The sequence below is a fragment of the Luteimonas sp. 22616 genome (assembly GCF_052044325.1).
Classification (GTDB): domain Bacteria; phylum Pseudomonadota; class Gammaproteobacteria; order Xanthomonadales; family Xanthomonadaceae; genus Luteimonas.
In genome coordinates, this window is sequence record NZ_JBQEMW010000001.1 from 697,682 (window position 1) to 723,280 (window position 25,599).

A 25,599-nucleotide genomic window follows, 5' to 3' on the forward strand; every position below is an offset into this window, starting at 1 on the left:
GCTGGCTGGCAGCGGCCAGACGGGCAATGGCCGTGCTGGTGGCGCGGCATTTTACGCAACCGGTCGCGGAAAAGCCCGTTCAACCCGGTACGGGCCGCGGAAACGGTTCCACGGCCGGCCAGCATGAATGGGGGATTGGGCCGCCGCGCCGGTTTCCGGGGCGGGCCGGCCGCCTACAGCTGCGATTCGATCGGCAGCCAGCCGATCATTCGCGCCGTCGCCCGTTGCCAGGCGGTGGTCTGCGGCTCCTTGTGCAGCACCAGGGGCGGGTCCTGGCTGCGGTCGCGCCAGCACAGGGCGCCGTCCTTGTCGCGGCAGACCTGGTAGCTCAGCGCCGGTCCCGCCAGGCGCTGGTACTCCTCGCGCACCGCCGCGGCGATGTCGCGGTCCTCGAACAGCACGCCCATCTCGGTGTTGAGGTAGGCCGAGCGCGGGTCGAGGTTGAACGAGCCGATGAAGCCGCGTTCGCCGTCGATCACGAAGGCCTTGGTGTGCAGGCTGGCGCCGCTGCTGCCGAACATGCCGTGGGTCTCGCCGGCGCCCTGCGCGCGCAGTTCGTACAGCGACACCCCGCCATCGAGCAGGCGCCCGCGGTAGGCCATGTAACCGGCATGCACCGCGGGCACGTCGTTGGCGGCCAGCGAGTTGGTGATGACACCCACGTCCACGTGCTTGCGCCGCACCAGGTCCACCAGGCGCCGGGTCAAGGTGTCGCCGGGGACGAAGTAGGGCGAAATCAGCAGCGCCTCATGCCGTGCGCCGAAGATCTGCTCGGCCAGCTTGTTGACCAGCCAGCCGCTGCGGTCGTCCTGTTTCCACTTCAGGGCCGGGTCCGAGGCCACCTCGATACGGTGGCTCCAGTGCGGCGCGAGCTTGCCGCGGAAGTAGCCGCGCACCGTCGATGAGGCGTCCATGCGCTGCAGGTAGCGCTTGGCGGAATCGCTTCGGGCCTCCGCCCGCACGCGCGCGCTGGCGGTGTCGAGCTGCCGGCGCGAACGCGAGCTCAGCGCCGAGATCGGCACCGCCGCCTCGCTGTTCCAGAACGCGTCGAAGATCGTGCTGGCCTGCGCAACCTTCGGCCCGAACAGCACCACGTCCAGGTCGCGGAAGTTGGTGCCGGCGGATGCGTCGAAGTATTCCTGGCCGATGTTGCGCCCACCCAGCACGGCCACCCGGCCATCGGCGATCCAGGCCTTGTTGTGCATCCGGTGGTTGACGCTGAAGAAGCGCTGCACCAGTTCCAGCACGCGCATCGCGCTGTTGCGGTTGCGGAACGGGTTGTAGACGCGGATCTCGATGTTGGGGTGGGCGTCGAACGCCAGCAGGTCGGTGTCCTCGTCCTTGGTGTTCATGTCGTCGAGCAACACGCGCACGCGCACGCCGCGCTCGGCCGCCTTCCAGGCTTCGTGCGCGAGCAGGCGGCCGGTGGGATCGTTGTGCCAGATGTAGTACTGCAGGTCGAGGCTGCGCCCGGCCTTGCGCGCCGACAGCGCACGCGAGGCGAACGCATCGAGTCCGTCGGGGACCAGGATGATCCCGGTCTTGCCGCCGTGTTTCGCCACCAGCGGCACGATCTCGCGATCGAGCTCGGTCTGCGCCGGCTGCAGTGGCAGCGCGTGGCTGGGCGCGCCGACCGCGCGCGGGGTCAGGAAGTCGGCCAGCAGCCAGCCACTGAGCAGCATCAGCACCAGCGCGAACAGGCCCCACGCGAAGATGCGCTTGATTCGTGACATCGAGCCGGACCCCTGTGTATTCCCGCTCCCGCGCGGTGTTGCTGGAGTATCCGGGCGCCATCGCCACCCGGCAAGCCGCTTTGCCGCGGCGGTCGCGGTTTTCGCGACCGCGGGCGGGCATGCTCGTGACATCGCGTCGCGCGCTGTCCTCGCCCGCGCGATGCCGCCGTTCCCCTTGTCGGAGGAAAGCAGATGGCCACGACCAACACCAAGCCGGCGCAACCCCGGATGCGAGCCGCGCAGCGCAGGCCGACGCAGAGCGCCCGCCTGCTCGACGCCCGCCCCGACACCGCCGACTTCCGCGACCGCATGTTCGAACCCACCCTGGTCGACGTACCCACCCACGTGCCGCTGTCGCGCTTCACCGCGCTCAAGGTGCCGGTGCTCGACCAGGGAGACGAAGGCGCCTGCACCGCGTTCGGCCTGGCCTCCGTCGCCCACACCCTGCTGCGCGCGCGCGGCTCCGGCGCCGACACCACCCGCGTCAGCACGCGCATGTTCTACGACATGGCGCGCCGCTACGACGAGTGGCGCGGCGAGAGCTATTCCGGCTCCAGCTGCCGCGGCGCGATGAAGGGCTGGCACAAGCACGGCGTGTGCTCGGAAGCCGCGTGGCCGTATGCCCCGGGCAACGCACTGGAACCCTATACCGACGAACGCGCGCGCGACGCCCTGCGCAACCCGCTCGGCGCCTACTTCCGCGTCAACCACAAGGATCTCGTCGCGATGCACGCAGCGTTCGCCGAGGTCGGCGTGCTGTACGCGTCGAGCGCGGTGCACGACGGCTGGATCGATCCGCCATCGAGCGGAAAGATCGCCTGGAACGAACAGCCGGTGATCGGCTACCACGCCTTCGCCATCGTCGCCTACGACGGCGAGGGATTCTGGTTCCAGAATTCCTGGGGCGCGAAGTGGGGCCATCGCGGCATCGGCTGGATCAGCTACGACGAATGGCTCGAACGCGGCACCGACGTCTGGGTCGCGCGGCTCGCGGTGCCGGTACACCTGCTGCGCGCGCAGTCCGCCGCGGTGAGCAACTCGTCGATCGGCCGGCAGTCGGTGGGCTATTCGCAGGCCGACCTGCGCCCGCACGTGATCAGCCTCGGCAACGACGGCCGCCTGCGCGACAGCGGCCGCTTCGGCAGCACGGTCGAAGACATCCGCAACATCGTCCGCAAGGACATGCGCGAGGCCACGAAAGGCTGGAAGAAGAAGCGCATCCTGCTCTACGCCCACGGCGGCCTGGTACCGGAGGACAGCGCGATCCAGCGCGTCGCCGACTACCGCGAAACCATGCTCGCGCAGGAGATCTACCCGCTGTGCTTCATCTGGAAGACCGACTTCTGGACCACGCTGGGCAACATCCTCAAGGACGCCGCGCGCCCGCGCAGCGAAGGCCTGATCGAGAAGGCCAAGGACCTGCTGCTCGACCGCCTCGACGACACCCTCGAGCCGCTGGCCCGCAACATCGGCGGCAAGGCGCTGTGGGACGAGATGAAGGAGAACGCGCTGCTCGCCACCACCGCGGTCGCGCGCGGCGCCAATGGCGGGCTGGTCGAAGCCGGCGGCGCGGCGCAGGTCGCGCGCCTGCTCAACGAGTGGGCGGGGCAGGACCCTTCGGTGGAACTGCACGTCGCCGGCCACAGCGCCGGCTCGATCCTGATGGCGCCGGTGGTGCAACTGCTCACGTCGCGCGGGCAGATCACCGGTGGCCCCGCGCGCGGCATGCTCGGCATGGACGCGACGCTGGCCAGCGTCAACCTGTGGGCGCCGGCGATCAGCATGGAGATGTTCCTGATGAGCTACGTGCCGGCGATCGAGGCCGGCAAGATCGACCGCAGCTGCCTGTTCACCCTCACCGACAAGGCCGAGCAGGACGACAGCTGCGCCGGCATCTACCACAAGTCGCTGCTGTACATGGTCGCGCACGCGTTCGAACAGCAGGCGCGCAGCTGGATCGACCGGCGCCTGTCCCAGGGCACCCCGATCGCCGGCATGGCGCGCTTCATCGCGGCGAAGACGGTGGCCGACCAGGCCTACGGTTTCGAGCGCGTGCACAAGCTGCTCAAGGCCGGGCGCCTGGACTGGGTGCAATCGCCCGTCGCCGGCGAACCGGCGGGCTCGCCCAATGGCGCCGACGCCACCACCCACGGCGGCTTCGACGACGACCGCGCCACCCTGGAAGCCACCGTTGCCCGCATCCTCGGCAAGCGCAGCAGCATCCCGGTGCACTTCGACATCCACCGCTCCGAAGCCGGCCTGCGCGACCGCCGCAACGCCCTGCGCCGCGCACTGGAAGCCTGAAGCCAGGGGCCTTTGTAGGAGCGGCTTCAGCCGCGAGCTTTGCCTTGCCCCTCCCCTGCGAAGGCAGGGGGAGGGGCCAGAGCCAACCGTAGGAGCGGCGGAAGCCGCAAAGCCTTCTCGATGTACCGGCAGCTCGCGGCTTCCGCCGCTCCTGCAAGGACGACGCACCGCCGGCCCCGCCAAGGAGGCGCCCCAGCCCCCACGGTACAATCGAGCCATCCGTTTACCTTGTTGGAGCGCGCCATGAGCACGCCAGCCGCCACCGCCCTCGAAGGCACCCATCCGTCCGCCGAGGCCAGCGCCACGCCGCTGCGCTTCGTCACCGCCGCCAGCCTGTTCGACGGCCACGACGCGGCCATCAACATCATGCGGCGCCTGATCCAGTCCCAGGGCGCGGAAGTGATTCACCTCGGGCACAACCGCTCGGTGGAGGACGTGGTCCGCGCCGCGCTGCAAGAAGACGCCGACGCCATCGCCCTGTCCAGCTACCAGGGCGGCCACGTCGAGTACATGAAATACATGGTCGACATGCTTCGCGAACACGGTGCCGACCACATCCGCGTGGTCGGTGGCGGCGGCGGCACCATCACCCCCGAGGAGATCCGCGAGCTCGAGGCCTACGGCGTCGAGCGCATCTATCACCCCAACGACGGCATGAAGCTGGGGCTGGTGGAAATGATCGAGGACGTCGTCAAGCGCGTCTCGCAGGCGCGGGATGCGAAGGCGCGCGACACCGGCACCGAAAGTCTCGCCGGCGCCGCAAGGCCCGCGCTGGAGGACGAGATCGGCATCGGCCGCGTCCTGTCCGCGATCGAGGATGGCCACTTCTCCGATTCCGAGCTGGCCATGCTCCGCAAGCAATGGCAGTCGCCCGGCACGCAGTCCCCGGTCGTCGGCATCACCGGCACCGGCGGCGCCGGCAAGTCCTCGGTCACCGACGAGCTGCTCAACCGCTTCCTCGCCAGCTTCCCGCAGATGCGCATCGCGGTGATCTCGGTCGACCCCACCCGCCGCCGCACCGGCGGCGCGTTGCTCGGCGACCGCATCCGCATGAACTCGCTGCGGTCCCACCGCGTCTACATGCGCTCGATGGCCACCCGCCGCCAGCACGCCGCCACCAACGTGGTGCTCAAGGACGGCATCGCCTTCCTCAAGAGCCTCGGCTACGACCTGGTGATCGTCGAGACCGCCGGCATCGGCCAGTCCGACTCGGAGATCGTCGACCTCGTCGACTTCCCGATGTACGTGATGACGTCCGACTACGGCGCCGCCAGCCAGCTCGAGAAGATCGACATGATCGACTTTGCCGAACTGATCGTGCTCAACAAATACGACAAGCGCGGCGCCGAAGACGCCCTGCGCGACATCCGCAAGCAGTGGAAGCGCAACCGCGTCGCGTTCCAGACCAAGGACGAGGACGTCCCGGTCTATCCGACGATCGCCAGCCAGTTCAACGACCCTGGCATCAGCTGGATGTTCGCCAACCTGTGCCGGTTGCTGCGCGAGAAGCTGCACCTGGGCGACAACCCATCCCCACCCAACCCTCCCCTTGAAGGGGAGGGCTTTAAAGCTTCCGAAACTTCCCCTTCAAGGGAAGGCAGCAACAAGGAACCCTCCCCTTCAAGGGGAGGGCAGGGTGGGGATGGGGTCCGCAGCAGCCGCTGCAACTTCACCCCCCGCATCGACACCACCCTCAAGGAACCCCGCGCCACCGTCCTCATCCCCGGCGCCCGCGTCCGCTACCTGGCCGAGATCGCCGAGCAGGGGCGCGCCATCAACGCCTCCATCGAAAAGCAGGCCGAAGCCGCCGACCGCGCCCAGGCCTGCTGGCAGGCCCTGCGGGAACTCGAAGACCCTAAGCTGCCGAGGCAGCTTGACCTCTACCACACCGACGACGTCGCCCCGCACCCTGTAGGAGCGGCGGAAGCCGCGACCGCTTCACCGATCAACGAAAAGCTCGCGGCTCCCGCCGCTCCTGCGAAAGCGCAAGCCCCCGACCGTTCGCTGCTGACCCTCCGCCAGCGCTACAACGACGCCCTCCAATCCCTCACCTCCGAGTCGCTCAAGCAACTCCGCGACTGGCCCGCCCGCCTCAAATCCATCACCGACGACACCACCGCCTACGAAGTCCGCGGCAAGCAGATCAAGGTCGACAACTACCGCGAATCGCTCAGCCACCAGAAGGTGCCGAAGATCGCCGCCCCCACCTACAAGTCCTGGGGCGAACTGCTCACCTTCCTCGGCAAGGAAAACCTCCCCGGCAGCTACCCCTACACCGGTGGCGTCTACCCCTACCGCCGCACCGGCGAAGACCCGATCCGCATGTTCGCCGGCGAAGGCACGCCCGAGCGCACCAACCGCCGCTTCCATTACCTGTCCGTCGGCCAGCCGGCCGCGCGCCTGTCCACCGCCTTCGACTCCGTCACCCTGTACGGCGAAGACCCCGCGCCGCGCCCGGACATCTACGGCAAGATCGGCAACTCCGGCGTCAACATCCCCACGCTCGACGACATGAAGAAGCTGTACTCCGGCTTCGACCTGTGCGCGCCCACCACCAGCGTGTCGATGACCATCAACGGCCCCGCGCCGATGATCCTGGCGATGTTCATGAACTGCGCCATCGACCAGCAGGTCGAGAAATACCTCAAGGCCGACGACGCCCGCTGGGCCGAAGCGCAGAAGACCCTCGCCAAACTCTTCGCAGGCCGCGAACAGCCGAAGTACGGCGGCGAACTCCCGCCCACCAACGACGGCCTCGGCCTCGGCCTGCTCGGCGTCTCCGGCGACCAGGTCGTCGACGCCGACACCTACGCCCGCATCAAGGCCGAAACCCTCAAGACCGTGCGCGGCACCGTGCAGGCCGACATCCTCAAGGAAGACCAGGCCCAGAACACCTGCATCTTCAGCACCGAGTTCGCGCTGCGGATGATGGGCGACATCCAGCAGTACTTCGTCGACAACGGCGTGCGCAACTTCTACTCGGTGTCGATCTCCGGCTACCACATCGCCGAGGCCGGGGCGAACCCGATCAGCCAGCTCGCCTTCACCCTCAGCAACGGCTTCACCATCGTCGAGTACTACCTCGCACGCGGGATGAAGATCGACGACTTCGCGCCCAACCTGTCGTTCTTCTTCTCCAACGGCATGGACCCGGAATACACCGCCATCGGCCGCGTCGCCCGCCGCATCTGGGCCCGCGCCATGCGCGAGCGCTACGGCGCCAACGAACGGTCCCAGATGATGAAGTACCACATCCAGACCAGCGGCCGCTCCCTGCACGCGCAGGAGATCCAGTTCAACGACATCCGCACCACGCTGCAGGCGCTGTACGCGCTGTTCGACAACTGCAACAGCCTGCACACCAACGCCTACGACGAGGCCATCACCACGCCGACCGAAGAAAGCGTGCGCCGCGCCGTCGCCATCCAGATGATCATCAACAAGGAACTCGGCCTCAACTTCAACGAGAACCCCTGGCAAGGCAGCTTCGCCGTCGAATACCTCACCGACATGGTCGAGGAAGCCGTCTACAAGGAGTTCGAAGCCATCAGCGAGCGCGGCGGCGTGCTCGGCGCCATGGACACCATGTACCAGCGCGGCAAGATCCAGGAAGAGTCGATGTACTACGAGCACAAGAAGCACGACGGCTCGCTGCCCCTGGTCGGCGTCAATACCTTCCTGCCGAAGGAGCATGCGGGCGAGATCGCCACCGAGATCGAGCTGATCCGGAGTACGGAAGGGGAGAAGGGGCAGCAGATCGAGAACGTCGCCCGCTGGCAGCAGTCACGCAATGCGCTGGCGCCGAAGGGCGAGACCTCGCACGGGCACCTCGCCGATGCCGACGAGGAAGCGCCGATGGTCCACGACGGGCATGGACTGGCGTACCTTCAGAACACGGCGCGGGAGCGGAAGAACGTGTTCGCGGCGCTGATGGAGGCGGTGAAGACGCATAGCCTGGGGCAGATCAGCCATGCGCTTTATGACGTGGGTGGGGAGTATCGACGGAATATGTAGCCGTGCAAACCGGCGACCTCTTTCGGAATTCGCTAGACCCCGAGGCGCTTGGGGCCGATCTCATCCCCTATCTTTGGCCCACCTTCTTTGCGATCTATCCGAACGACCGCGATCTGCCACGCATCGTGGATTGGCAACGACGTGTCTGTGCCGGGCGAACGCGCTGTTCATTCAGGCCAGCGAAGCTGCTGCACGTCAGCGTCGTCGAATGCGGAAAGCCAAAGCGCCGACTTCGCCCACTGTGTGAAGCACTGGAGGAAGCAGCTTCTCGCTTCTCGTTTCCTGCGTTCGAGATCACATTCGACACGACGGCGCGATTTGGAAAGGATGGGCGTGCCTGTGTCGCCCTAGCGGATACCCCGAGCCAGGAACGGTTCGATGCGTTGAGAATCGCGTTGGCGGATGCACTGCGTCACGTCGGTCTCTTCGTACATCGCAGCAGGCAAGCCGCACATCTCACGCTGGGCTATGTGGATTCGCTGCCCGACGAACGCATTCCCATCGAGCCATTCGGTTTCCGGGCGCCTGCGGTGGATCTCGTCGCCCGCCTCCGAAACAGGCCGATCGCACCACGCACATCTGGAGCGCTGGCCTCTCGATGGCGTTCTATGACGGGTTGCGTCATATAACGGATGGCGTTATAGTTAGCCCGTGATCAGGAACTTTTCAGGCAAGGAAGCCGAACGGATCTGGGCGGGCGCCTCCTCGCGCAGGTTGCCGTCCACGATCCAGCAGGTCGCCCGGCGCAAGTTGCGCATGCTCAATGCCGCGGCCACGCTCGACGATCTGCGTATTCCCCCTGCAAACCGGCTGGAGCCGCTCAAAGGCAAACGCAAAGGACAGCACAGCATTCGGATCAATGACCAATGGCGCATCTGCTTCCGCTGGAGTGATGGCGATGCGCACGACGTGGAAATCGTCGATTACCACTGAAATTAACAGGAGCCGTGCCATGACCGTCCTTCCCAATGTTCACCCCGGTGAAATCCTGCAGGAGGAGTTCCTCGGTCCGCTCGGCATCAGCCAGAACGCGCTGGCGCGCGCGATGGGCGTCGCGCCTCGCCGGATCAACGAAATCGTCCTCGGCAAGCGCGGCATCACGGCCGATTCCGCCGTTCGCATGGCAGCGGCGCTGGGCACCAGCGAGCGTTTCTGGCTGGGTCTGCAAGCCGACTACGATCTGGAAGAAGCGCACCGTGCGCTCGGAGATCTCTCTGGCAAGATCGAGCGGCTGGCAGCGTGATGATTGCGCCGCCCAGCGAGCGCGGCGGCGTGCTCGGCGCCATGGACACCATTTACCAGCGAGGCAAGCGGGCATCTGGCCGATGCCGACGAAGAGGCGCCGATGGTCCACAACGGGCATGGACTGGCGTACCTTCAGAACACAGCGCGGGAACGGAAGAATATGTTCGCGGCGCAGATGGAGGCGGTGAAGACGCATAGCCTGGGGCAGATCAGTCACGCCCTCTACGACGTCGGCGGCGAGTACCGCCGCAACATGTAACCAACCCCCATCTCCTAGGTGCTCTTAGCCCCTCTCCTGCAAAGCGGGAGAGGGGGTGGGGTGAGGGTCCCGCTTTCCGCGACGTGCGCCAACGTGCCTCCAGGAAAAGCCCGAACCACCGAGCCCCCTTGCTCGTCATTCCCGCGAAGGCGGGAATCCAGGACCTTGCTCCAATGAGTGACGTCCGTGAATTCCCGCATTCGCGGGGCAACCGGATCTATTCCAAGATCCCTAGGAATTTCTCTCCCTCCCTCAGCTTCCCTCCGCCAGCGGAGAGGGGTAGCCTCCCTCGCGGGGAATCAGGGGGCAGGGGATGGAAATCAGGCAGCAGAAGCACTCCAACAAGATCCGCTTCGCCTTCGGCGAGGACGCGTTGGACTACAGCCTCGAAGACAGTTCGGGCAGCCGCTCGTACTCGGTGCCATACACCGACATCAGTCGCGACCGCCAAACGCTGGTAGAGCGCAACCAATGGCTAGGCAATGTCGGCTTGCTCTGGCTGTTGCTGGGTGCCGGGCTGACCGCCTTCAGCTTCATGGGCGATGGAGGCCCCAAGGTCTCCGTCTGGCTTTGGGTGGGTGCTGCCTGCTACGCCGCGTACCGCTATCGCACCACGCGCTTCACCATCGTGCCGACCGACAAGGGCAACCTGTGCGTCATCGACGACGCCGACGGCCAGCGCATCCTCGCCGAAATTGAATCGCGCCGGGCGAAGCAGTTCCGCAGCGAGTACGACTTCATGCCGGAAGGCGACTCCCCGGAACAGCTCCGCGGTAGGTTCAAGTGGCTTCACAAGGAAGGGGCGTTGTCCGATGAAGAACTCAGGCAGCGAATGGTGACGGTGGATGCGTTGGATCCGGCCCGGGTGGAGCAGGGCGTGCTTGAGCCAGGGGCGCGGTTGAACTGAACATTGCAGTCGGTGGCTAAAGGGAAGGGTGATTGAGCAGTCGGGCTGCGCTCAATTGCCTCCCTCCCCTTTGATCGGAAGCGGTGAAGACGCATAGTACAGCGCAGATCAACCGTGCGTTGTTTGGCGTAGGCGGCGGCCTATCAGCGAAGTATATGGCCATAAAAATTAATAGGGGGGGAAGATGTTCGGTCTGTTTAGAAAGGCTCCTTCGCTTAGCACATACAACGCTGGTCTTTCGCGGGATGTGCTAATCCAGTCTGGTCGTCTCTTATTTGTAGATGATGAAGATGTGCCACTAATTGAGCAGCTGAAGCATGCAGGGTTGGCGGTCGATCATGATCGAAAGGGCAATGAGTTTGAAGTTCAAGTCATCAACCAGACCTACGACGTCGTAATACTCGATCACTCTGGCGTTGGGTCTACCTATGGTGTGGATCAAGGTCTCGATCTTTTGCGTTTTCTCAGGCGCGTCAGTCCTCGCTCACGAATAATTGCGTACACGTCTAAAGCTCTTAAGTCTGGCGAATCGGACTTCTTTCGACTGGCTGATGCCGTTCTCACGAAGGATGCAGGAATGAGGGAGTCTTTGGAGGTAGTGGAAGAGCAGCTCCTGAAGGCGTTTGAGAAGCAGCACCTGTTCGATGCGCTTATGGCAAAAGTATCAGTTACATCTTCAGGGGAACGTGCAAGATTGCAGAAAGTTTTGGAGAAAAGTCTTTATAAAAATGATCAAACAAAAATAAAAGATGCGCTCAAGAGAATTGCGGGCGCCGCAGCGGAGAAGGGCGTTGATGTTGTAATTAGCAGGCTTTTTATCTCGTGAAAGGCCCGCGGGGTGCGCTGCCTACATTTAACCCAAGTTCTATGAGCTTGAGAGATGGGGCGGCAATTCAGGCATGTCAGTTCTGCATCGATCGATTGAAGGATGGTGACAAGGGTTGCCAACAACATTATGAAATGATGTTGCGGTTACCTAGCATATTTAGGATGTGCCCATATGGGTTCACATCCTATCTGGTTGATGGGTTGCGTGAACGCACCATCATCACGGGGGTCGTGGCTCATCCGAGATTTGGTGACGGAAAAGAGTCGTCGCGAGCAAAACAGTTTCCTGGAATCCGAACGACACGATCGACGATGTTGGCGGACGCGGGCTTCTTCAAAGAAATTGTAGAAGAGCTGGATCGCCTTGAAAAAGAGGCCGGAGAGCGACTTCCGCAAGCGCTTCACGAGCTTCGTAAATTGAATGCATTAGTTAAGGCGAACGCCGAAAAACTTGGCGGAAATGATGCGTCAGTTCAAGAGGTGAGGGATATATCTGGCTCTGCTGAGTTGATGAGCAACATATTCGATGTTATCGAGGCCCTCGCTAACATCGATGGCCTTAAGTTGCTGAAGTTGGATGAATTCATAGCTGTATATGATTTGGCATTCAAAGCAAAAAAGATATTTCAAAGTAGAGCAAAGATAAAGCCAATACATATTCATCTTTCAGGCGATGATTCCGTTGGAGTTAGTGGGAGTAGAAAAACATTTCCGCTTGTGTTAACAATCCTTCTGGAAAATGCAATTAAGTACGGTAAGGTTGATTCCACCATCGATATTCGCGTGGATCAAGATGGTCCCTACTGCGTAGTCCAGGTTTCGAACAGAAGTGATTTCCCCATAGACAGTAGAACTTGCTTTGATCGCGGGGTCAGATTTGTTGGAGATACCCTAGACGGCGATGGCTTGGGTCTTTTCCTCGCGCGTGAAATAGTCCGATCACATAACGGCCAGATCAGTTGTGCCAAGATTGATGATGTGGTCACTATTCGTGTGAGCATTCCAGCTCACGCTCAGCGGAAGGGGCGCCGCTGATACGGCTAAAATGGAAGGCAAGCATCTAAAGAACGGGGCTAGGTGTACTTAATCTCTTGCCTCTTCCGGCCTGCGGAATGGGCGATGGGCAGGGCGGGCGGAAGTGAAGCGTCGGGTCTTCGCTTCGACCATGGCTTTGACGGCATCGCGCCCCAACGTTCGTTGCTGTTGCAGGTGTCAAGGGCACTGTCTGGTCGAGGATGCAAGAACGGGGCCAGGTGCACTTGATTTCTTGCTTCATCCGGCCTTTGGCATGGGCGATGGGCAGGCCGGGCAGAAGCGAAGCGTCGGGTCTTCGCTTCGACCATCGCCTTGAAAGCATCGCGACCCAGTGCCCGTTGCTGTTGCAGGTAGAGGGATTTCGGCGAGTTGTTCGGGTGGCACAGCCTCATCGAGGGTGCGGCGCCAGGCTTCCCGGCGTGCGGGTTGGCTGCCGGCGAGGCCTTGCCAGACCGGGTGTTCGCAAAGGTCGGAAGTCGGGCGCCGGCCTAGGTACGCCGGGACTGAGCTCGATGGCAGCGCAATACGTAATCTTCGCTGTCGACCAGGCACGACTTGTATCGCCCTTCCCACAGGGTCCCGGTCTGGGCGTGCCGGGCATTGAACAGGCCGACGTAGTTGGTGCCGAGTCGTTGCATCAAACGGCCAACGTCGCCGGCGTTCGGCGGGGTCGCGAGGAGGTGGATATGGTTGTCCATCAGGACATAGGCATGCAGACGGCAGTGCGTCGTCGCCGGCGACTCCCGCAGGAGCTGCAGGTAGCGCAATCGATCGCGATCATCCAGGAAGCAGGGCAGGCGGTTGTTGCCACGCTGCACCACGTGCTGGGGGATGCCGGGAAGGTCGAGGCGGGGGAGGCGGGCCATGTCTGGGAGCATGCCGGCGGCTGGCCGCAGTCCGTATAACCCCGCCCGGAGCCTCAGATATCGTCGTGAAGCGGTGTAGGGAAGCTCATCCGACCCCGTTAGCCATCCCACGGCTCACAAACCATCTACGTATTCCAACCTCAGCTGAACGCTGCCCGCGGCTTCGGCCAGAAGGCCGCTATATTTCCCACTCCCCCGACGAAGGAGAACTGGCATGTCCCTGACCAAACAACATGTGGCGATGGCACGAACACTCGGCGTGGCGATCGTCGTCACCCTGGGCCTTGGCGCCTGCGCCACCTACGATGACGATTTCGCGCGGGTCAACACGCGCCTCGACCAACTCGACACGCGGGTGCAGGGCGCGGCGCAGAGCGCGGAATCCGCCAATCAATCCGCGCAGCAGGCCAACCAACGGCTGGATCAACTGGAAGGCCGCGTCCAGCAGCTCGAAACGGCGCCGGGCCGTAAGCCGCGCGGCTAGTCGCTCTTCCACATCCGCGACGAACGGCCTGAACCGGGACCGGTGGCCCTTGCTGGCCACCGGTCTCCAATCTTCACCAGTCTTTACCGAGGAACCGTCCATCCGTACGTGCACACACCCTGTGATCCGGGCCGTTTCCGTTGCGCTGGCGATCACGTTCGCGAGCTTCGGCGTGGCCAGCGCGGAGGATGCCGCCGCGCCACCGGTCTCCGCCGTCGACCAGCTTCCGCCAGGCCAGGAGGTCTCCGGCACGGTGACCGATCTCGCGGGCTGGGTGGTCGCCGCCAAAGACAGCCAGGGCTATCCATTCGCGGTTATCGACAAGGCCGCCGCACAGATTCTGGTGTTCGGCGGCGACGGCCGGCTTCGCGGCGCGGCCCCTGGGCTGTTCGGCTCGGCGGTCGGCGATCATTCCGCGCCCGGCATCGCCGGGCTCGCGCTTCGCGAGATTCCGGGCCGGGATCGCACGACGCCGGCCGGTCGCTTCGTGGGTGGTTTCGGTCCGTCGATTGACGCCGGGCGCGTGCTGTGGGTGGACTACGATTCCGCGGTCTCCATCCACCCGACCGCGACCGGCGTCCCGGCCGAGCGGCGCGTCGAGCGCCTTGCATCGCCGTCGCCGGACGACAACCGCATCACCCACGGTTGCATCAACGTCTCGCCCGAGTTCTACGAGCAGATCGTCCGTCCGACGTTCGAGCGGGGCGGGGTGTTCTACATCCTGCCGGACGAGGCGCCGATGGCGGAGACGTTCCCGGAGTTTGCGCGAAAGTAGCGCGGCTGCGTGGCGCGACTATGGGGGAGGCATGCGGTCAGGAAGAACGGGGCCAGGTGTACTTGATCTCTGGCTTCTTCCGGCCTTCGGCATGGGCGATGGGCAGGCCGGGCAGAAGCGAAGCGTCGGCGGGTCTCCGCTTCGACCATTGCCTTGAAGGCATCGCGACCCAGAATTCGTAAGGCGGAACCCGCGAAGCGGATTCAGCCGAATGTCTGGTCGCTGCCGACATCGCTCGGTCATGCGCATGCGGCGGAAACGCCTTCGGCGGTTCCGCCCTACGCCTGCTCGCTCCTGATACAGCGCAACAGGGGGCAGGGTCGACTTTCCCGGTGGCCTGAGAGGAATGCTGTTCTAACCCTTGGTTCCCGGGGTCGGATGCCTTGCTCAGACCGCTTGCGTCGCCTTGCACCGTGGATACGAGCTGCATCCCCAGAACGCTTGTCCAATGCTTCGGTTCTTGCGCGCGACCATCGCCGCACCGCAGGCCGGGCAGGAACGGGGCGCGTCTGTGCGGCTGGCATCCAGTACCGGTTCGATGCGTTCCCTGGCGCGTGCCGTGGCGTGGCCCCGCTCATCCTGCGATTGCACATCGTGCACCAGCTCCAGCAGCTGCTCGCCGTTGATCAGCTCGATCTCCTTGCCTTCGGCGAACGCAGCCGCGTCGCTTGTGAAGTCGCCAACGCAGACGATGCTCACGCCGTCGGCGCGGTGGTGGTCGACGAGGCCCCACATTTCGCGGACGGTTGACGCCCGGACTTGTCGGTTCTTCCACTGCTTGCATTGGACCAGTTCGGTGCGACCGTTCTTGCGCACGATCAGGTCGATGCCGCCGTCCTTGCCGCCGCCGCCGGTTTCCTCGACGGCGTAACCGCGACGCCGGAAGGCTTCGCCTACCAGCATCTCGAACTCGCGCCACGTCATGGCGCGGAGGCTGTCGAGGCTCGTCTGCGTGTCCAACAGGCGTTTGCGCTGGCGCGAGTTGACGAACGACACCCCGGCGGCGATCCAGCACACGGCAAGCGCGAGCCAGGCCAGCGGCGCGAACATGCCGGCGGACGCCTGCTTGCCGAGACCCGCCAGAAAGGGGCCACCGGTCGACGAGAAATAGACGCCGATCCCGTAGCGGATGCCCCAGAACGCGAGCAGGCCAATGATGACGCCCGCTGGCCAGGGCAGGGACGCAATCAAGTCCAGCCCGCTTTCTTTCCGTTTCCTTGCCATGCCAATCCCCCCCTCCGGACAGAGGGTGCCCCATGTCGCTTCCCGGTGCCATTCGGAAAATTCCTACCCCACATCGCGCCATCGGCCGACTGACACGCCGCACCGGTTGCCCGCAAAGTTCGCCCGCCGCGGCAATCCCGTCGCGGCGACTACGCATAGGGAGTTGCATATGTCTCAGAACATGGTGTCGCTGGAAATCAGCGAGGAGCAGGCGAGTTCGGCCACGGCCGGGATCGTGCAGGTCGGGCAGGCGCTGCCGGGCCTGATGTCGCTCGAGCCCGACGACCGCAAGGGGCTGCTGTACATGGGGCCCAAGTCGGAGGTGTTCTGCCAGCAGGTGATCCGGATCCTGGGGCAGAACACGCAGATCGTCCCGCCGAGCATGGACCTGGCCGGGGCGCAGGCGGACCTGGCGGCGCTGGACCGGCTGCGGCCGATCCAGGACCAGCTGCGCCAGTTGCTGTCGCGCGTGGACGACACGGTCACCGCGCTGGGCAGCGACCTGATGGATTTCTCGCTGGAGGGCTACGGGCAGCTCAAGCTGTCCGGTGCGGCCCAGGGGCTGGAGGACCTGCGCCGCGAGGTCGGAGGCCGCTTCTCCCGCCGCCGCAACAAGGACGCCGCACCGCAGCCCGGTCCGGAGGCCGCATAGCCGGGCCGTTCCTTGTCGATGCGCCACGAAGCCGCCCGCAGGGGCGGCTTCTTTTTTGGTCGAGGCCGGCGAGGGCAGGGTAGAGATGGGGTCCGCGACCTCGTCGACGGGGTCGCGGAGGCCATCGATGGGGTTGCGAAGGCCGTCGATGCGGTTGTGAAGGCCATCGATGGGGTTCCAGGCCCCATCGGTGGGGTTCCGGAGGTCATCGATGGGCTTGCGAAGGCCATCGATGGGCTTCCAGACCCCAATGGCGGGGTTTCGGGCGCCATCGATGGGGTCGCGAAGGTCAACGATGGGGTCGCAGGGGCCATCGTTGAGGTTCCGGAGCCCATCGACGGGGACAAGAACGCAAGAACGGGGTCAGCTCAACCTGACCCCGTTCTTGGGCAACCCGTGGACGAACTTCACTCCGGTGTCGAATCCACCCACCGCCGTTCGTCGCAAGAGACGAATGCATGCAACAGACAGTTGGGTCGGACAAGTATCGAATCGAGGAGGTCTTGTGAAATATCCATCCCTGCCCCCGGACCAGATCGCCATATTGGGCTCCGAAGACGACACCGCAATCGCAACGAAAGAGGTCATCCGAAGGTTTCACGACGCGTTTGATCGGCATGACCCCGAAGCCATGGAAGACCTGGTTGCGGATGATTGCGTCATCGAGAACACCAACCCTGCTCCAGACGGAGCCCGTCTCGTCGGAAAGGCGGCGTGCCTGGCGAACTGGCAACGCCTGGCGGGTACCACCGAAACCGGTTTCGCGCGCGAGGAGGTATTCGTCGTCGGTGAACGCGTCGTCGTCCGATGGCGCTGTTACTGGGGCGAGGGCGAAAACGAATCCATCCGCGGCATCAACCTGATGCGTGTCCGTGGTGGACGGATTGTCGAAGCGATGGGTTACGTAAAAGGCTAGGTTGGACACGAACGGGGCCGGCCCGGAAGTCGAATTCCCATAGGCCACTCGCTCCCCGCGATGCACAATGCAAGGCCTTGAGACACCCCGGACGTGCCATGGATGCTGAAACACTCATCACCGCTGCCTTGCGCGAAGCGGGCTACGGGCCTGACGCGATAGGCTCGGCGATGCCCAGGATCATGCGCATCCTGGATTCGGAGGACGTTCGCATCGCCGTGGGCCGGACGCTGTCTCGCAAGGAACGCGAGTACGTGCGCGTGCAACTTGAAATCGGGCTCAGCGTGTCGGAGATCGTTGCCGGCTTGCAACGTTGAGATGAGAACTTGTAGGGCGGAACCCGCGAAACGGATTCCGCCGTATGCCAGGTCGTCGCCGACAGCGCTCGGTCTTGCACGTGCGGCGGAAACCCCTTCGGCGGTTCCGCCCTGCGATTGCTGGCCGTAGGAATTATTCCTAGGTCAAGCGCAGGTTTACTTGCATCTTCCTTCATCCGGCCTCTGCCGCGGGTGATGCACTGGGCGGATCGAGGTGAATCGGCGGGTTGCGCTTCGACCATGGCCTTGAACGCGTCGCGGCCCGCTGGGGACGAGTCGGTGGATATGTTGTTCCCTGCGGTGCTTCCGTGTTCAGGCGGCACCGCCTACGGTTTGGCTACCAACTTTCTGGGAGCAGGCCATGAAGAAGCTTCTGATTGCGAGTGCGCTGGCCGCCATCGCCTTCTCCGGCAGCGCTTTTGCCGACGACGACCGCGGCCGGGAGGCGCGCAAGGAGTACCAGGAGGCGCGGCACGAGGCCCTGAAGGACCGTCGCGAAGCCATCCGTGAGTACGAAAAGGACCGCCGCGAGTACGAGAAGGAGCGTCGCGAGGACATGCGGGAGGCCGCGAAGGATCGCCGCGAGGCCGAGCGCGAGTACTGGAAGGAGCGTCGCGAGGCCGAGCGCGAGTGGCGCAAGGATGCCCGCGAGTACCGCCACTGGGCGCGCGGCGAATACATCCCACGCCATTACCTGGCCGATCGCTATTACATGCAGGACTACCGTCGCCATGACCTGTCCATGCCGCCGGACGGGTATATGTGGGTGCGTCCGTACGAGGGCGATGACACGTACTACCTCGTGCAGATGGCCACGGGCCTGATATCGAGCATCCTGGGCAACTGACCAGGACAGAACGGGTGAACAGGGCGGGGCAGGTTCACCTGTCCCGGCTGTCTTCCGTAAATCGCTCCGCTCCCCGTTCCCGGTCCCTGCAGATCATGTCGCGCAGGCAGCGTCCGGAATGGGCTGCCGTACCGCCGTCACCAACCATAGAACCGGGGCCAGACCGCGACGCCTTCCGGAACGATCGCGTGGTAGGCAGGAAACTGCGCCGCCGTGGCGCAGGCATGGTTGGGCAGGATCCGCAGCCGCGTGCCGACCGGGAACCGTTCCGCGATCCGCGGGTCGATGCCGTCCGCGCGGCACACGATCCCGTGCTCCTGGTTCGCGCTCTCCACGATGTAGCCCGCGATGGGCGTCCCGTCCTCCGCGCACACCTGCCCGAGCCCGAAGTCGCGCTTCTGCTTCTGCGTGCCGCGGTCGCGGCTCATCGCCATCCATCCGGCGTCCACGATGGCCCAGCCCTTCTCCTGCTGGTGGCCGATGACGGTGGCCAGCACCGAGAGCGCGATCTCGTCCATCGTGCACACGCCGATGTTGTGCATGACCAGGTCGAAGAACACGTACACGCCCGCGCGCACTTCGGTCACGCCGCCCAGCGCCTGTGCCGACAGCGCGGTCGGCGTCGAGCCGACGCTGACCACGGGGCAGGGCAGGCCTGCCTGGCGCAGGCGTTCGGCGGCGCGGACGGTGCCGGCGCGCTCCTGTTCCGCGGCCGCCTGCAGCGCTTCGGGCGTGTCGTGGGCGTAGCTGCCGCCGGCATGCGCCATCACGCCGCCCAGGCGCGCGCCGCCTTCATGCAGGGCGCGCCCGACGTCGAGCAGCGCGTCGCCTTCGGGCGGGATGCCGGAGCGGTTGCCGTCGACGTCGATCTCGATCCAGACCTCGAAGGCTTCGCCATGCGCCTTGCCGAAGCGCGCGACCGCCTCGGCGCCGGCGACGTTGTCGGTGACCAGCTTCAGGTCGCAGCCCCTGCGCCGCAGGGCCAGCGCCCTGGGCAGCTTGCCCGGGGCGATGCCCACCGCGTAGAAGATGTCGTCGATGCCGGCGTCGAAGAACTCCTCGGCTTCCTTCAGCGTCGACACGGTGATGCCGCGCGCGCCTGCCTCGAGCTGCGCGCGGACAACGGGCAGGCTCTTGCTGGTCTTGACGTGCGGCCGCAGCTTCACGCCCAGCCCGTCCATGCGCGCCTGCATGCGGGCGATGTTGGCCTGCATCCGGCGGACGTCGATAAGGGCGGCGGGGGTGTCGATGTCTGCGAGGGTCGGCATGCGTGAGATCCGTTATTTTTTTGGAAGCTAAGGGGCTGGATTGCCCCTGTCCACTTTCGATCGCAGGCCCGCCTCGTCATCCAGCCAGTTCTCGCCCTTGTTGGTCAGGAAGAAGACGTAGACGAACAGGGACACAGCGATGACGGCAGTCACGTAGGCGGCGAATCCGGCGACGTGGCCGCTGCCGAGGCTGGCCTGGTAGAGCAGGGGCGCCGTGCCACCGAACAGCGAGTTCGCCAGCGCATAGCCCAGGCCGACGCCGAGCGCGCGGATGTGGGTGGGGAACAGTTCCGCCTTGACCACGGCGTTGATCGACGTGTAGCCGGTGAGGATGACGAAGCCCAGGGCGAGGATCGCGAATGCCGTCACCCAGTCCGTCTGTTGCGGCAGCCACAGGATGAGCGCCCAGGTGTAGAGCACGCCGCCGGTGCCGAAGAACACCAGCAGCGTCTTCCTGCCGATCCGGTCGGACAGCCAGCCGCCCAGCGGCTGCAGCAGCATCAGCAGGACCAGCGCGGCCAGGTTGATGCGGGTGCCGGTCATCGTGTCGCCGCCCGCGAACATGCCCTGGATGATCTTCGGGCCATTGATCGAATAGGTGTAGAACGCCACCGTGCCGCCGGCGGTGATGAGGAAGCACAGCAGCAGCGGCCGCCATTGATGCACGAACAGCTCGCGCAGCGAACCCGAGGCGCGTGCGCCGCCTTCGCGGGCGCGTTCGATGTCTTCGCTGGGGAGCGATTCGTCCATGGTTCGGCGCAGCCACCACACCACGATCGCAGCCAGGCCGCCGATGCCGAATCCGACGCGCCAGCCCCAGTCGGCGATCTGCTGCGTATCCAGCGTCTGCAGCATCAGCAACAGCAGCGCCTGGGCCAGCACGTGGCCGCCGATCAGGGTCACGTAGTGGAACGACGAGAGGAAGCCGCGGTGCCCGCGGATGGCGGCCTCGGACATGTAGGTGGCGCTGGTGCCGTATTCGCCGCCGGTGGCGAAGCCCTGCACCAGCCGGGCCAGCACCAGGATCGCCGGCGCCGCGGCGCCGATGGTGTCGACCGAGGGCGTGATCGCGATCGCGAACGAACACGCCGCCATCAGGGTGATCGAGACCGTCAGCGCCAGGCGCCGGCCGAAGCGGTCGGCGAAGCGGCCGAAGTACCAGGCGCCGATGGGGCGCATCAGGAAGGTCACCGCGAAGATCGCCCAGATGAACAGCGTGGCGTTCTTGTCCTCGGGGCGGAAGAACTTCGACTCGAAGTAGCTCGCGAACACCGAGTAGACGTAGACGTCGTACCACTCCACCAGGTTGCCGGCCGACCCCTTCAGCGTGTTCGAGACCGAGCGGGCGAGGCTGGCCGGCTGGCGGGCGTTGTCCGACGCGACCGGGGGAGATGAGTGCATGTGCCGTGCCCGCTGCAATGACTGGCCGCCAGTATGGCAAAAGGAGCGCTGCAAGCTCGTCGCTTGCGCCCGTTGCTTCCAGGTCGTGGTGGTCGAACGGCGTCGCGGTCTCGTCAAGCGCCACCAGCATCTTCTGGCAGTATTCGGGCGTATGCCAATAGCCGTCTGTGGTGACATGGAGCAGGACGATGAAACACTTCCCACTTTGCCTGGCCCTGGCATTCGTTTGTCTGCTGGCCAATGGCTGCGGCCGGGATCGCTCGAGCGCGCCGTGCATTCGGCGATGATGGCCAACGAGCTCCACGGCGGCCGAGGGGCCTGCCGCATCAGCAATGCAGGTACTTCCGCTTCGCTGGTTTTGATGCCTTCGACGTAACGGGATTGCTTTCGGGATAATCGACGCGCAACCGTCTCGGAGGATCGCCATGGATCGTCGCAACTTCCTGCAGGGCTCACTCGGCATTGCCGCCGCTTCCATCGCATCGCAAGGCCTCGCCCAGGCGCCACCCTTGCCATCGCCGCGGGAATCGCCCGCGAGCACTCGGGACGTCTGGTTCACTGGCGACACCGCGCCGGCCGACAGCGCGACAATGGCCGCGCGGCTGGCGGCGCTGGCACAGCGCGATGGCGGGGATGCCATCGACCGTTACCTCGCCGAAGGTGAAGTCGAGGCGCTGGAGCGTGCATTTGCCGAACTGCTGGGCAAGGAGGATTGCGCGTTCCTCGCCACCGGCACGTTGGCCAACAACATCGCGGTGCGCGTGTTGTGCGGCAAGCACCGGCGCGCGCTGGTACAGCGCGAGAGCCATCTGTATCGCGACGAGGTCGATGCGCCGCAGCGGCTGTCGGGCATCAACCTGCTGACAATGGCGCCCGACCGGGCGGTGCCGACGCTGGAGGAAGTACGGACCGCGATCGAGGATTCGGCCGGCGAACGATATCCGATGCCGATCGGTGCGATCTCGCTGGAATCGCCGGTGCGACGCGCCAATGGCGAGATGGTGCCGTTGGCCCGGGTGCGGGAGATCGCGGGCGTTGCGCGCGCCCACGGCGTGCGTCTGCATCTGGACGGCGCGCGGCTGCTGCTGGCGCCGCCGGGGTTCGACGTGGGTGCCTACGCGGCCGAATTCGATACCGTGTATGTCTCGCTCTACAAGTACCTGGGCGCCCCGTTCGGCGCGGTGCTGGCGGGTTCAAAGGCCGATATCACCGAGGTACGCGAGCTGCGGCGGTTGTACGGCGGCACGCTCTGGCAAGGCTGGATGCCGGCGATGCTGGCGCGCGACGCGCTGCCGGATTTCCGCGCGAGCATCGTGCAGGCGCACGAGCGCGCAGGGCAGCTGATCGCGGCCCTGGTCGCGAGCGGCAAGGTGATCGACCGCACGTCGCAGGACGCTTCCAACATCCACTTGCTGGAGATGCCCGAAGCGATGGCGCAGGCCGCTTTCGAGCGCGGCCGCCAGGCTGGCGTGCGCATCCGGCGCTGGGATCAGGGCGTGGTGGCGTTGTTCGTCAACACCACGATCCTGCGCCGACCGGTGGGCGAGTACGTTGAACTCTTCCTGGGTTGAGCTGCGATGAACGGGGCGGTCGCGCGGGCCGGCTGCGCAAAAACTCCGCGACCATGTCGATTTCGGGCACGTTGCTTCGTCGTCCATGCAGAAGGCCATGCCGGCCTCGATGAAGAAGGAGATGACCGATGCGTGTGATGGTATTCGTGAAGGCGACCGAGGACAGCGAGCGCGGCTTGCCGCCTTCCGCCGAGATGACCGAGATGTTCGAGGCGATGGGGAAGTTCAACGAGGAACTGGTGAAGGCCGGGGTGATGATCGACGGCGATGGGCTCAAGCCTTCGTCCGCAGGCAAGCGGATCGCCTTCGACGGCGCGAGCCGGACGGTGATCGATGGCCCCTTCGCCGAGGCGCGCGAGCTGGTCGCGGGTTACTGGGTCTGGGAGGTCAAGAACATGGACGAGGCCGTCGCCTGGGCGAAGCGCTGCCCCAACCCGATGCCAGGTCCGAGCGAACTCGAAATCCGCCCGTTCTATGAAATGGAGGATTTCGGCGACGCGGTGACTCCCGAGATCGCCGAGCGCGAGCAGAGGCTGCGCGACCAGCTCGGCGGCGGATGAAGCCAGGAAACGGGGCAGGTTCACCTGTCCCGTGGCTTCTCGCCTTCAACACCGGCGGTGGACGGGGTGGGCGGAGGCAAAACGCGGCGTTTCGCTTCAACCTGTGGCTTTGAAGGCGTCGCGACCGCCCGCCCCTGTTGCAGTGGGCGGGAGAGGTCGAACTTCGACGAAGAGCGTCTGCCGGAACAGGCCTAGCCCGCTCCCGTGCGCACTTCGATCCCCAGTGCCGGGGCGATCGCGCGCATGGCTTCGTCGTCGCGGCTCAGGGTGATCCAGCCGGCGGTGGTCTCGGTGCCGGTCTCCCACAGCCACAACGTGTAGCCGTGGGCGCGCAGTGCGTCGTACGCGGTGCGGATGAGCGCGGCGGTGTCGGCATTGGCCAGGAACTCGTCGTCGGTTGGATCCTCCACGCCCCAGTCGAGCTCCAGGTTCCAGCGCGAAACCAGTTCGGTGAGGCTCTCGACGAAGGCGACCGCGTCCTCGTCGTGCACCTGGAACCCCGACTTCCAGTCGATGATGTCCTTGAGCAGCCACGCCGGTTCGACCTCGTCCTCGCCGGCGTCCGCGGTCGCGTCCTGGTACTGGCCGAACTGCTGCAGCGCGGTTTCCTCGTCGCCCGGGTTCACCAGCAGCAACAGTTGCCACACCAACTGCTCGGTGCTGGCGTCCTCGTCGATCTCGTCTTCGGCGCCGAGGCCAGCGGCGAAGTTGGCGAAGTTGTCGTCGGCGTCGAATTCGGTGTCGGGTGCGTGCATGTGCGGGGCAGGGCAGGGGTGGACGCCAAGGATAGACCTGCATGGCGAGGCCATGGCGCGCGGCGTCGGCAGCGGGGGCCGTCGGTTCAGACGTGCAGGAGGGGTGCCAGGCCTGTTCGAGCGTATTGCGCGTCAATCGCAGCGGGGCGGGAACCGGCCTGGATGGCCGGCAGCGCGATCGTGCGCGAATGGGGAAGCCACGCAAGCAGGGATCGCAGCGGTCGTGCCGCAAGGCGGGAGGTGGCTTCCGCGGGCATCGCGCTAGCATTGGCGCTCCGGTCGCCTCGGCGGCAACACCCGACTCGCGACTGAGGCGCAGCACCCGTTGAGCAGCATGTTCCACTCGCTCAGGAGCTACAACTACCGGCTGTGGGCTGCGGGCGCGCTGGTGTCCAACGTGGGCACGTGGATGCAGCGCATCGGGCAGGACTGGCTGGTGCTGACCGTGCTCACCGATCACAGCGCCACCGCGGTGGGTACGGTGATGGCGCTGCAGTTCGGGCCGCCGCTGCTGCTGTTGCCGCTGACCGGCTTCGCGGCGGACCACATGGATCGTCGCAAGCTGCTGCTCTACAGCCAGGCCGCGGCCGGCCTGCTGGCGCTGGGCCTGGGGCTGTTGACGTTGTCCGGTGCGGTGCAGCTTTGGCACGTCTACGGGTTTGCCTTGTTGCTGGGCTGCGTCACCGCATTCGATGCGCCGCTCCGGCAGGCGTTCGTATCGGACCTGGTCAGCGACGCCGACCTGGCCAACGCGGTGGCGCTGAACTCCGCCTCGTTCAACGCCGCGCGGATGATTGGCCCGGCGGTGGCGGGCGTTTTGATTGCGGCGATCGGCGAGGGCTGGCTGTTCGTGGTCAACGCCGGTTCGTATGCGGCGGTGCTGGGGTCGCTGTGGTTCCTGCGCGTGCATGACCTGCATACCGAAGCCTTGCCGGAACGCACGCGGGGCAGCCTGCTGGCCGGGTTCCGCTACGTGTGGCAGCGGCCGGACCTGATCGCCGTGCTGGTGATGCTGTTCCTGCTGGGGACGTTCGGCTTCAACTTCGCCATCTTCATCTCGACGATGTCGGTGACGGTGTTCCATGGCGACGCCAGCCAGTACGGCCTGCTGACCTCGGCGATGGCAGGCGGCACCATGTGCGGTGCGCTGCTTTCGGCCCGCCGCCCGGTGCCCGGGATGGTGCTGATGGCGGTCTCGGCGGCGGCTTTCGGCATCACCCTGGCCTTGGCGGCGGTGATGCCCGGCCCGCTCCTGTTCGCGGCCACGCTGTTCTTCGTCGGCCTTGCGGCGCTGACCTTCATGACCGCCAGCAATTCGATGATGCAGCTCACCACCGAACGCGCGATGCGCGGCCGGGTGCTGGCGTTGCGCATCGCCGTGGTCATGGGCGGCACACCGCTCGGTGCGCCGCTGGTGGGCTGGGTGGTCGACCGTTTCGGTGCGCGCTGGGCGCTGGGCATCGGCGCGCTGTCGGGCATTGCGGCCGCCGCGGTGGCGGCCGGCTATCTGGTCAGGCACCGCGGGCTGCGGCTGTCGCTGGATGCCGGGCGGCTACGCCTGGTCATCGGGGCCGCGGTGGCCGACAAGACACCCGTTCGCGTGGCGGCGGGGGAGCGCGTGACGTAGGAAGAGAGGTG

Annotated in this window: 24 protein-coding genes; 18 read left to right on the top strand and 6 right to left on the bottom strand. The window is 65.4% G+C overall.

The window, feature by feature from the left end:
- Positions 1-173 precede the first annotated feature (173 nt).
- Positions 174-1,733 (bottom strand): phospholipase D family protein, encoded by a 1,560-nt coding sequence (locus ACTJIL_RS03240; RefSeq protein WP_440754159.1) that lies wholly within the window; start codon positions 1,731-1,733, stop codon positions 174-176.
- Between the two features lie 192 nt (positions 1,734-1,925).
- Here ACTJIL_RS03240 and ACTJIL_RS03245 point away from each other — a divergent pair, with 192 nt between their 5' ends.
- From ACTJIL_RS03245 to ACTJIL_RS03280, 8 genes are all read left to right on the top strand, one after another.
- The gene (locus tag ACTJIL_RS03245; RefSeq protein ID WP_440754160.1) at positions 1,926-4,037 is read left to right on the top strand and encodes a C1 family peptidase; all 2,112 of its coding nucleotides are present in this window, start codon (positions 1,926-1,928) and stop codon (positions 4,035-4,037) included.
- Between the two features lie 243 nt (positions 4,038-4,280).
- Positions 4,281-8,051, top strand: coding sequence for a methylmalonyl-CoA mutase family protein (locus tag ACTJIL_RS03250; RefSeq protein ID WP_440754161.1), 3,771 nt, complete (start codon positions 4,281-4,283; stop codon positions 8,049-8,051).
- Positions 8,052-8,053: 2 nt separating this feature from the next.
- Positions 8,054-8,680 (top strand): 2'-5' RNA ligase family protein, encoded by a 627-nt coding sequence (locus ACTJIL_RS03255; RefSeq protein WP_440754162.1) that lies wholly within the window; start codon positions 8,054-8,056, stop codon positions 8,678-8,680.
- A gap of 22 nt (positions 8,681-8,702) precedes the next feature.
- Positions 8,703-8,984 (top strand): type II toxin-antitoxin system RelE/ParE family toxin, encoded by a 282-nt coding sequence (locus ACTJIL_RS03260; RefSeq protein ID WP_440754163.1) that lies wholly within the window; start codon positions 8,703-8,705, stop codon positions 8,982-8,984.
- Between the two features lie 19 nt (positions 8,985-9,003).
- Positions 9,004-9,294 (top strand): HigA family addiction module antitoxin, encoded by a 291-nt coding sequence (locus tag ACTJIL_RS03265; protein ID WP_440754164.1) that lies wholly within the window; start codon positions 9,004-9,006, stop codon positions 9,292-9,294.
- 574 nt (positions 9,295-9,868) lie between these two features.
- Positions 9,869-10,462 (top strand): hypothetical protein, encoded by a 594-nt coding sequence (locus ACTJIL_RS03270; protein ID WP_440754165.1) that lies wholly within the window; start codon positions 9,869-9,871, stop codon positions 10,460-10,462.
- 184 nt (positions 10,463-10,646) lie between these two features.
- On the top strand, positions 10,647-11,288 hold the full coding sequence (locus ACTJIL_RS03275) for a hypothetical protein (protein ID WP_440754166.1): 642 nt from the start codon (positions 10,647-10,649) through the stop codon (positions 11,286-11,288).
- A gap of 314 nt (positions 11,289-11,602) precedes the next feature.
- Complete coding sequence (locus ACTJIL_RS03280) at positions 11,603-12,325, top strand: sensor histidine kinase (protein WP_440754167.1); 723 nt, start codon at positions 11,603-11,605, stop codon at positions 12,323-12,325.
- A gap of 488 nt (positions 12,326-12,813) precedes the next feature.
- Here the strand turns inward: ACTJIL_RS03280 and ACTJIL_RS03285 are convergent, their stop codons facing one another.
- Positions 12,814-13,191 carry a transposase gene (locus ACTJIL_RS03285; RefSeq protein ID WP_440754168.1) on the bottom strand — a complete coding sequence of 126 codons (378 nt, stop codon included), beginning with the start codon at positions 13,189-13,191 and terminating at the stop codon, positions 12,814-12,816.
- A gap of 214 nt (positions 13,192-13,405) precedes the next feature.
- Here ACTJIL_RS03285 and ACTJIL_RS03290 point away from each other — a divergent pair, with 214 nt between their 5' ends.
- Complete coding sequence (locus ACTJIL_RS03290) at positions 13,406-13,675, top strand: hypothetical protein (RefSeq protein ID WP_440754169.1); 270 nt, start codon at positions 13,406-13,408, stop codon at positions 13,673-13,675.
- 145 nt (positions 13,676-13,820) lie between these two features.
- Positions 13,821-14,450, top strand: a complete 630-nt coding sequence (locus ACTJIL_RS03295; protein WP_440755826.1) for a hypothetical protein — start codon at positions 13,821-13,823, stop codon at positions 14,448-14,450.
- Between the two features lie 387 nt (positions 14,451-14,837).
- On the opposite strand, the gene ACTJIL_RS03300 is transcribed toward ACTJIL_RS03295, so the two are convergent.
- Positions 14,838-15,674, bottom strand: coding sequence for a restriction endonuclease (locus ACTJIL_RS03300; RefSeq protein ID WP_440754170.1), 837 nt, complete (start codon positions 15,672-15,674; stop codon positions 14,838-14,840).
- A gap of 169 nt (positions 15,675-15,843) precedes the next feature.
- Between ACTJIL_RS03300 and ACTJIL_RS03305 the strand changes: the two genes are divergently transcribed.
- The 4 genes from ACTJIL_RS03305 (at position 15,844) to ACTJIL_RS03320 (ending at position 18,406) form a co-directional block, all read left to right on the top strand.
- Entirely contained in the window at positions 15,844-16,326 is a 483-nt protein-coding gene (locus tag ACTJIL_RS03305; protein WP_440754171.1) for a hypothetical protein, read from the top strand.
- A gap of 505 nt (positions 16,327-16,831) precedes the next feature.
- Complete coding sequence (locus ACTJIL_RS03310; protein WP_440754172.1) at positions 16,832-17,242, top strand: nuclear transport factor 2 family protein; 411 nt, start codon at positions 16,832-16,834, stop codon at positions 17,240-17,242.
- Between the two features lie 98 nt (positions 17,243-17,340).
- Positions 17,341-17,559 carry a polyprenyl synthetase gene (locus ACTJIL_RS03315; protein ID WP_440754173.1) on the top strand — a complete coding sequence of 73 codons (219 nt, stop codon included), beginning with the start codon at positions 17,341-17,343 and terminating at the stop codon, positions 17,557-17,559.
- A gap of 361 nt (positions 17,560-17,920) precedes the next feature.
- Positions 17,921-18,406 (top strand): RcnB family protein, encoded by a 486-nt coding sequence (locus ACTJIL_RS03320; RefSeq protein WP_440754174.1) that lies wholly within the window; start codon positions 17,921-17,923, stop codon positions 18,404-18,406.
- Between the two features lie 137 nt (positions 18,407-18,543).
- Here ACTJIL_RS03320 and ACTJIL_RS03325 read toward each other — a convergent pair whose 3' ends face one another.
- Together ACTJIL_RS03325 and ACTJIL_RS03330 are read right to left on the bottom strand one after the other, a co-directional pair.
- Positions 18,544-19,674 (bottom strand): DSD1 family PLP-dependent enzyme, encoded by a 1,131-nt coding sequence (locus tag ACTJIL_RS03325; RefSeq protein WP_440754175.1) that lies wholly within the window; start codon positions 19,672-19,674, stop codon positions 18,544-18,546.
- A gap of 27 nt (positions 19,675-19,701) precedes the next feature.
- The gene (locus tag ACTJIL_RS03330; RefSeq protein WP_440754176.1) at positions 19,702-21,075 is read right to left on the bottom strand and encodes an MFS transporter; all 1,374 of its coding nucleotides are present in this window, start codon (positions 21,073-21,075) and stop codon (positions 19,702-19,704) included.
- Here ACTJIL_RS03330 and ACTJIL_RS03335 point away from each other — a divergent pair.
- The 3 genes from ACTJIL_RS03335 (at position 21,074) to ACTJIL_RS03345 (ending at position 23,206) form a co-directional block, all read left to right on the top strand.
- A complete protein-coding gene (locus tag ACTJIL_RS03335; RefSeq protein WP_440754177.1) occupies positions 21,074-21,451 on the top strand; it encodes a hypothetical protein in 378 nt (125 codons plus the stop codon). The two genes, ACTJIL_RS03330 and ACTJIL_RS03335, sit on opposite strands and share 2 nt — an antisense overlap.
- 49 nt (positions 21,452-21,500) lie before the next feature.
- On the top strand, positions 21,501-22,646 hold the full coding sequence (locus tag ACTJIL_RS03340; protein WP_440754178.1) for a threonine aldolase family protein: 1,146 nt from the start codon (positions 21,501-21,503) through the stop codon (positions 22,644-22,646).
- A 128-nt stretch (positions 22,647-22,774) separates the two neighbouring features.
- On the top strand, positions 22,775-23,206 hold the full coding sequence (locus ACTJIL_RS03345) for a YciI family protein (protein WP_440754179.1): 432 nt from the start codon (positions 22,775-22,777) through the stop codon (positions 23,204-23,206).
- Positions 23,207-23,397: 191 nt separating this feature from the next.
- Here the strand turns inward: ACTJIL_RS03345 and ACTJIL_RS03350 are convergent, their stop codons facing one another.
- Complete coding sequence (locus tag ACTJIL_RS03350) at positions 23,398-23,961, bottom strand: DUF6630 family protein (RefSeq protein ID WP_440754180.1); 564 nt, start codon at positions 23,959-23,961, stop codon at positions 23,398-23,400.
- Between the two features lie 334 nt (positions 23,962-24,295).
- Between ACTJIL_RS03350 and ACTJIL_RS03355 the strand changes: the two genes are divergently transcribed.
- The gene (locus tag ACTJIL_RS03355) at positions 24,296-25,588 is read left to right on the top strand and encodes an MFS transporter (RefSeq protein ID WP_440755827.1); all 1,293 of its coding nucleotides are present in this window, start codon (positions 24,296-24,298) and stop codon (positions 25,586-25,588) included.
- Positions 25,589-25,599 lie beyond the last annotated feature (11 nt).

Coding starts and splice junctions, on each gene's coding strand:
- ACTJIL_RS03240 (WP_440754159.1), bottom strand. CDS start 1,733: ATGTCACGAATCAAGCGCATCTTCGCGTGGGGCCTGTTCGCGCTGGTG.
- ACTJIL_RS03245 (WP_440754160.1), top strand. CDS start 1,926: ATGGCCACGACCAACACCAAGCCGGCGCAACCCCGGATGCGAGCCGCG.
- ACTJIL_RS03250 (WP_440754161.1), top strand. CDS start 4,281: ATGAGCACGCCAGCCGCCACCGCCCTCGAAGGCACCCATCCGTCCGCC.
- ACTJIL_RS03265 (WP_440754164.1), top strand. CDS start 9,004: ATGACCGTCCTTCCCAATGTTCACCCCGGTGAAATCCTGCAGGAGGAG.
- ACTJIL_RS03270 (WP_440754165.1), top strand. CDS start 9,869: ATGGAAATCAGGCAGCAGAAGCACTCCAACAAGATCCGCTTCGCCTTC.
- ACTJIL_RS03275 (WP_440754166.1), top strand. CDS start 10,647: ATGTTCGGTCTGTTTAGAAAGGCTCCTTCGCTTAGCACATACAACGCT.
- ACTJIL_RS03280 (WP_440754167.1), top strand. CDS start 11,603: ATGTTGGCGGACGCGGGCTTCTTCAAAGAAATTGTAGAAGAGCTGGAT.
- ACTJIL_RS03285 (WP_440754168.1), bottom strand. CDS start 13,191: ATGGCCCGCCTCCCCCGCCTCGACCTTCCCGGCATCCCCCAGCACGTG.
- ACTJIL_RS03290 (WP_440754169.1), top strand. CDS start 13,406: ATGTCCCTGACCAAACAACATGTGGCGATGGCACGAACACTCGGCGTG.
- ACTJIL_RS03300 (WP_440754170.1), bottom strand. CDS start 15,674: ATGGCAAGGAAACGGAAAGAAAGCGGGCTGGACTTGATTGCGTCCCTG.
- ACTJIL_RS03305 (WP_440754171.1), top strand. CDS start 15,844: ATGTCTCAGAACATGGTGTCGCTGGAAATCAGCGAGGAGCAGGCGAGT.
- ACTJIL_RS03315 (WP_440754173.1), top strand. CDS start 17,341: ATGGATGCTGAAACACTCATCACCGCTGCCTTGCGCGAAGCGGGCTAC.
- ACTJIL_RS03320 (WP_440754174.1), top strand. CDS start 17,921: ATGAAGAAGCTTCTGATTGCGAGTGCGCTGGCCGCCATCGCCTTCTCC.
- ACTJIL_RS03325 (WP_440754175.1), bottom strand. CDS start 19,674: ATGCCGACCCTCGCAGACATCGACACCCCCGCCGCCCTTATCGACGTC.
- ACTJIL_RS03335 (WP_440754177.1), top strand. CDS start 21,074: ATGTGCCGTGCCCGCTGCAATGACTGGCCGCCAGTATGGCAAAAGGAG.
- ACTJIL_RS03330 (WP_440754176.1), bottom strand. CDS start 21,075: ATGCACTCATCTCCCCCGGTCGCGTCGGACAACGCCCGCCAGCCGGCC.
- ACTJIL_RS03340 (WP_440754178.1), top strand. CDS start 21,501: ATGGATCGTCGCAACTTCCTGCAGGGCTCACTCGGCATTGCCGCCGCT.
- ACTJIL_RS03345 (WP_440754179.1), top strand. CDS start 22,775: ATGCGTGTGATGGTATTCGTGAAGGCGACCGAGGACAGCGAGCGCGGC.
- ACTJIL_RS03350 (WP_440754180.1), bottom strand. CDS start 23,961: ATGCACGCACCCGACACCGAATTCGACGCCGACGACAACTTCGCCAAC.
- ACTJIL_RS03355 (WP_440755827.1), top strand. CDS start 24,296: ATGTTCCACTCGCTCAGGAGCTACAACTACCGGCTGTGGGCTGCGGGC.